Origin of the sequence: Sulfobacillus harzensis, from assembly GCF_012933365.1 — a bacterium.
Lineage (GTDB): Bacteria > Bacillota > Sulfobacillia > Sulfobacillales > Sulfobacillaceae > Sulfobacillus_B > Sulfobacillus_B harzensis.
Genome location: NZ_JABBVZ010000177.1, coordinates 1 through 4,188, shown reverse-complemented (window position 1 = coordinate 4,188; position 4,188 = coordinate 1). Strand labels below are relative to the sequence as shown.

6 protein-coding genes are annotated in these 4,188 nt (G+C 54.9%); 4 read left to right on the top strand and 2 right to left on the bottom strand.

Going from position 1 to position 4,188, the window contains the following annotated elements:
• Window positions 1-80 precede the first annotated feature (80 nt).
• From HIJ39_RS25330 to HIJ39_RS21705, 4 genes are all read left to right on the top strand, one after another.
• Window positions 81-248: a respiratory nitrate reductase subunit gamma gene (locus HIJ39_RS25330; protein ID WP_420824591.1), complete on the top strand. Its 168-nt coding sequence runs from the start codon at window positions 81-83 to the stop codon at window positions 246-248.
• Between the two features lie 151 nt (window positions 249-399).
• Complete coding sequence (locus HIJ39_RS21715; protein ID WP_169103131.1) at window positions 400-774, top strand: DUF488 domain-containing protein; 375 nt, start codon at window positions 400-402, stop codon at window positions 772-774.
• Window positions 758-1,654 (top strand): DNA-3-methyladenine glycosylase family protein, encoded by an 897-nt coding sequence (locus HIJ39_RS21710; RefSeq protein WP_169103130.1) that lies wholly within the window; start codon window positions 758-760, stop codon window positions 1,652-1,654. The genes HIJ39_RS21715 and HIJ39_RS21710 overlap by 17 nt, the downstream gene beginning before the upstream one ends.
• 36 nt (window positions 1,655-1,690) lie before the next feature.
• The gene (locus tag HIJ39_RS21705) at window positions 1,691-2,689 is read left to right on the top strand and encodes an SLAC1 family transporter (RefSeq protein WP_169103129.1); all 999 of its coding nucleotides are present in this window, start codon (window positions 1,691-1,693) and stop codon (window positions 2,687-2,689) included.
• Here HIJ39_RS21705 and HIJ39_RS21700 read toward each other — a convergent pair.
• Window positions 2,676-3,083: a molybdopterin-dependent oxidoreductase gene (locus tag HIJ39_RS21700; RefSeq protein WP_169103128.1), complete on the bottom strand. Its 408-nt coding sequence runs from the start codon at window positions 3,081-3,083 to the stop codon at window positions 2,676-2,678. The two genes, HIJ39_RS21705 and HIJ39_RS21700, sit on opposite strands and share 14 nt — an antisense overlap.
• Window positions 3,084-3,094: 11 nt before the next feature.
• Window positions 3,095-3,913 carry a succinate dehydrogenase/fumarate reductase iron-sulfur subunit gene (locus HIJ39_RS21695; RefSeq protein ID WP_169103127.1) on the bottom strand — a complete coding sequence of 273 codons (819 nt, stop codon included), beginning with the start codon at window positions 3,911-3,913 and terminating at the stop codon, window positions 3,095-3,097.
• Window positions 3,914-4,188: the final 275 nt, after the last annotated feature.

The following is a 4,188-nucleotide window of genomic DNA, read 5'->3' as shown; positions in this document are numbered from 1 at the left end:
CCACAACCGTACCAACGGGGGGATTTTTTCCTCAACTGTCAAAGTCCGCCGAAATCACATCTCTACAGGACGCTTATTTGATGGCGGGCATCCCGACCGCGTTCAAAATACACATTGTCTTGAGTTTCGTCTTTTGGATGGTGTTTCCGTTCACGCGTTTGGTTCACGTTATATCCGTGCCCTTAGCTTATTTGCGCCGTGCTCCAATCCCCTACCGTTCCCGGGTTCGCTTCCGATCGGAACCCTAATGTCGTTGGTGATGGTGGTCACAAAGCTACTGAATCGTCTGCATGACAATAACAGGGATGCCTCGATCGACAATTCAGGGCTTGATTGCAGGCGATGTCTGGGAAATGATGGACAAAGACCACCACACTGCAGTTTTGGGGGGATATGAGCATGCATGAGATCACGATAGGGCGCATTTGGGATACGTCGCCATCGCCACTGGTATTTCGTGTGCTGGTGGATCGGTTATGGCCTCGTGGAATCGCCAAAGTGCGTGCTCCGTGGGATGAATGGATTAAAGATGCTGCGCCGAGTACGGAATTGCGACAGTGGTACGGGCATAATCCAGAACGTTTTCCGGTGTTTCGGGACCGTTATTGGCAGGAACTGACCGCACGTGAACACCAGGAACCGCTTAATCAATTGGTGCGCCGAGCAGAAACCCAACCCCTGATGCTGTTAACCGCCACGAAGGAAACTGAGTGGAGTCATCTGCCCATTTTGCGCGACTTTTTACGGGAAATAGGTCATGATCACCGGAACTAACTCCGGAGCCGATGAGGACTTTCTGGCGGAAAGTCGTGATCACCGGTACGGAGAACAACTCCGGTTTATCGCCCGTTTTCCGGCCTACGCCACAATCGTGCAGCCCGAGGGTGTGACCTGGTGGTATCGCCGGCGCGAGGCGCCCGCTGTCCTCCGGCTCACCAAGGATCCCGAGAATCAGGGGGTAAGGGTTCAGGGCGATGTTGAGGTGGGCCGCCGGGTGATGCGGCAAGATGCCGCGCCCTTGCCGGATGGGATCCGTCTTGAGGGTCTTCCTGCCGTGCATCGCCGGCTATTTGACCAGTATGGCGGCATTCGTCCGGTCGTGTTTGCGGATCCGTTCGAGGGTGTCGCCTGGGCTATTTTAGGGCAGCAAATCACGGTGGGGTTTGCTGCCCAGTTAAAAAATGCGGTCGCCGCGCGCTATGGAACGATGATCCCGGAAGCCGGCGCCAATTGCGCCGTATTTCCGAGTGCATCGGTCTTAAGCAGGGTTCACGTCGACGATCTTCGCACGCTAAAACTGAGTCGGCAAAAGGCCGAGACTCTCATTGCCGTGGCGCGAGCCATCGACGACGGAAAATGGGATTGGTCTCGACTGTCTGCGATGCCTAGTCAGGAAGCCTATGAGGTCCTGATAAAGATGAAAGGCATTGGCCCCTGGACGGCCGAATATTGTCTCCTTCGGGTGTTCGGGCACCCAGATGTCTTGCCGGCTGGCGATGTGGCGCTGCGCCGCGCCTGGGCGCGAATAAGCGACAGGCCCGTGGTATCCGAATCCGATCTGCGGCACGGTGGGGCAGTCTGGCGCGGGATGCGGAGCGACTTTGCCTTTTGGTTATGGCTGGACAATTTTCGGCAACGGCACGGCGGGGCATGAGGACACAGCCTAGGTACGGGGAGGGATAGATTTCGCGTGAGCCAACATGATCGACCATTTTATACAGGCTATTTTGCGGCCGTCATGGCGACGGGCATTGTTTCGACAGCACTCTTTATCTATCACCATTTATGGCTGTCTGACATCTTGATGGCGATTGGCGTGGGATTATATATCTTATTGTGGTTTGTCTACCTGGAACGGGCTCTGAGTGTTCCTCAAAAAATCTGGCGGGATTTGACCAATCCGGCTACTACGTTCGGTTTTTTCACCATTGTGGCCGGGTCCAATGTGTTGGCCGTCCGCTTTTTGTTTCAGCATTGGATATGGGCTGCCAAAATATTGGGGACTGTCGGCGTCATTTCATGGGCGGTATTGTTTTATACCGTGATGACGATCCTGATTGCAGGACCGGCCGTCAAAAAGACCGACGTTAATGGGGGATGGCTTATCGCCATCGTGGCCGAAGAATCCATCGCCACCTACTTTGCCGCCATGGTTGATGTCGATCCGCATCGAGCCACCGTGTTGTTTCTGATTTCGGCGACCTTTTGGGCGATGGGGTTTATGCTCTATGTTATCTTCATTGGACTCATCATGAACCGACTTTTCTTCCAATCGGTGAGTTTTGATGATCTTCAGCCGCCCTATTGGATTAACATGGGCGCGACGGCAATCACGGTTTTGGCCAGCTCCCGGTTGCTCGCCATTCACGCCCACGCGCCCATACTCCTTACGCTGCGGCCATTCCTAGCGGGTGTGACGCTGATGTTGTGGGCTTGGGGGACCTGGTGGATTCCGCTGCTGGTGATTCTCGGCATCTGGAAATATGGGCATGGGCATGAGCCGATTGTATATCATCCCTCGCAATGGAGCATTGTCTTCCCTCTTGGCATGTACGCCACGGCTACCACGACAATGGCGCGGATTCACGGCTTTCATCCGCTACACCGGCTTGGTGGGGGCGTGGATTCTTGTGGCGCTGCTGGCGTTCTTTCGGCGCCGTCAGACTTAAAACCGCTTAGCGATGGGTGATCCGTTGATGCGCGCCAACGCTCGCATACGGGCGGTTTCTCCGTGATCGTCGGCCACCACCGTTAGCCGATCGACGTTCTTGAAAGCGCCAAGGTCCCCCGGTGCTTGCCGTTAGCTTGAGACCGTTTTGGGTATCGGCCAACAGGACTTCTGAATGTTCAAGGTCGCTCAATGGCAAGACAGCGACGAAGTCTCCGCACGCCACCTCAACAAAGCGGGCGTTTGAAAGCGGCCTGGCAAGATGAATCAGCTCGCCAAGCCGAAAGCCCGACCACGCTTGGTTGGGCCGTACCCATCCTTCCAGACAGCGGAAGTCTTCCACACGGTCAATGCGGGACAAAAGGCCGCCCCGCGGGGGAACTTCGATGGGGCGTTCGATTAACCCGGTAATCATTAAAGACATCCTTACACATCCTTGGACAGGGTTTCGCCCGACGCGTGTTCGCGCTTTTTCTTGCGATTATACAGCCACTTCTTGAGCGGGTCGTAATAGCGGTCCGCCACCCGCTCCTTCAACGGGATAATGGCATTTGCCGTAATGTGAATTCCTTGCGGACACACCTCCGTGCAACAACCCGTCACATTGCACATACCCACGCCAGCGTCTCCATGCAACAGGTCAAGACGGTCGCCGACGTCCATGGGATGCATTTCGTATGAGGCGATGAGGGTCATGAAACGGGGACCATAATATTTGCCAAACTGCTGGTGTTCACGGAGAACATGACACGTGTCCTGACAGAGAAAGCACTCAATGCACTTATGGAACTCTTTGACCCGCTCAATGTCTTCTTGTTGCATGATAAACGGCGCGGGATGCGCGGGCTTAAACGGGGGAATGGTTTTCGCCACTTCATAATTCCACGAGACGTCGGTCACCAAATCCTTGATGAGGGGAAACGCCTTCATGGGGGCGACCGTGAAAGGCTGGCTTTGAAATTCATCAACGCGCGTCTTGCACAAGAGACGCGGACGGCCGTTGACTTCCGCTCCGCAGGATCCACAATGAGCGGCCTTGCAGTTCCACCGAACGGCGAGGTCCGGCGCCTCATGTTCTTGAACCCAGCGGATGGCGTCTAAGACCACCATGCCGGGCGCGTACGGGACATGAAATTCGCTGGCCTCCTGCTGGCCCTTAACATCGCCTCGCATAATGCGGAGCGTGATCTGCTGGTCGGTATTCGGAGCACTGACCGGATTTTTTTCAGAGACTGTGGCCACCATGTTGCCTCCTCATAGATGACAAAAATTGTTGCATGTTAACTTTAGAGGATACCGACTCAGTCCATTGTGACCCTGGTCACACTGACGCTCCGGTAAGTCCGGTGATGGATGTCACAGACACCAAGTCAACCATGATGGTTAATCGTGACAGAGGGGAGAGAGGGGAAACCCATGGATATAGCGCACATTCAAGGCCTTAATAGTCTCTCGGTATTTAATCCGGATAAGCTGGGGATTTGCCAGTAATTAACTGGAAGCGCGGGTGCAAGAGATCA

Coding starts and splice junctions, on each gene's coding strand:
- HIJ39_RS21695 (WP_169103127.1), bottom strand. CDS start 3,913: ATGGTGGCCACAGTCTCTGAAAAAAATCCGGTCAGTGCTCCGAATACC.
- HIJ39_RS21700 (WP_169103128.1), bottom strand. CDS start 3,083: ATGATTACCGGGTTAATCGAACGCCCCATCGAAGTTCCCCCGCGGGGC.
- HIJ39_RS25330 (WP_420824591.1), top strand. CDS start 81: ATGGCGGGCATCCCGACCGCGTTCAAAATACACATTGTCTTGAGTTTC.
- HIJ39_RS21715 (WP_169103131.1), top strand. CDS start 400: ATGCATGAGATCACGATAGGGCGCATTTGGGATACGTCGCCATCGCCA.
- HIJ39_RS21710 (WP_169103130.1), top strand. CDS start 758: ATGATCACCGGAACTAACTCCGGAGCCGATGAGGACTTTCTGGCGGAA.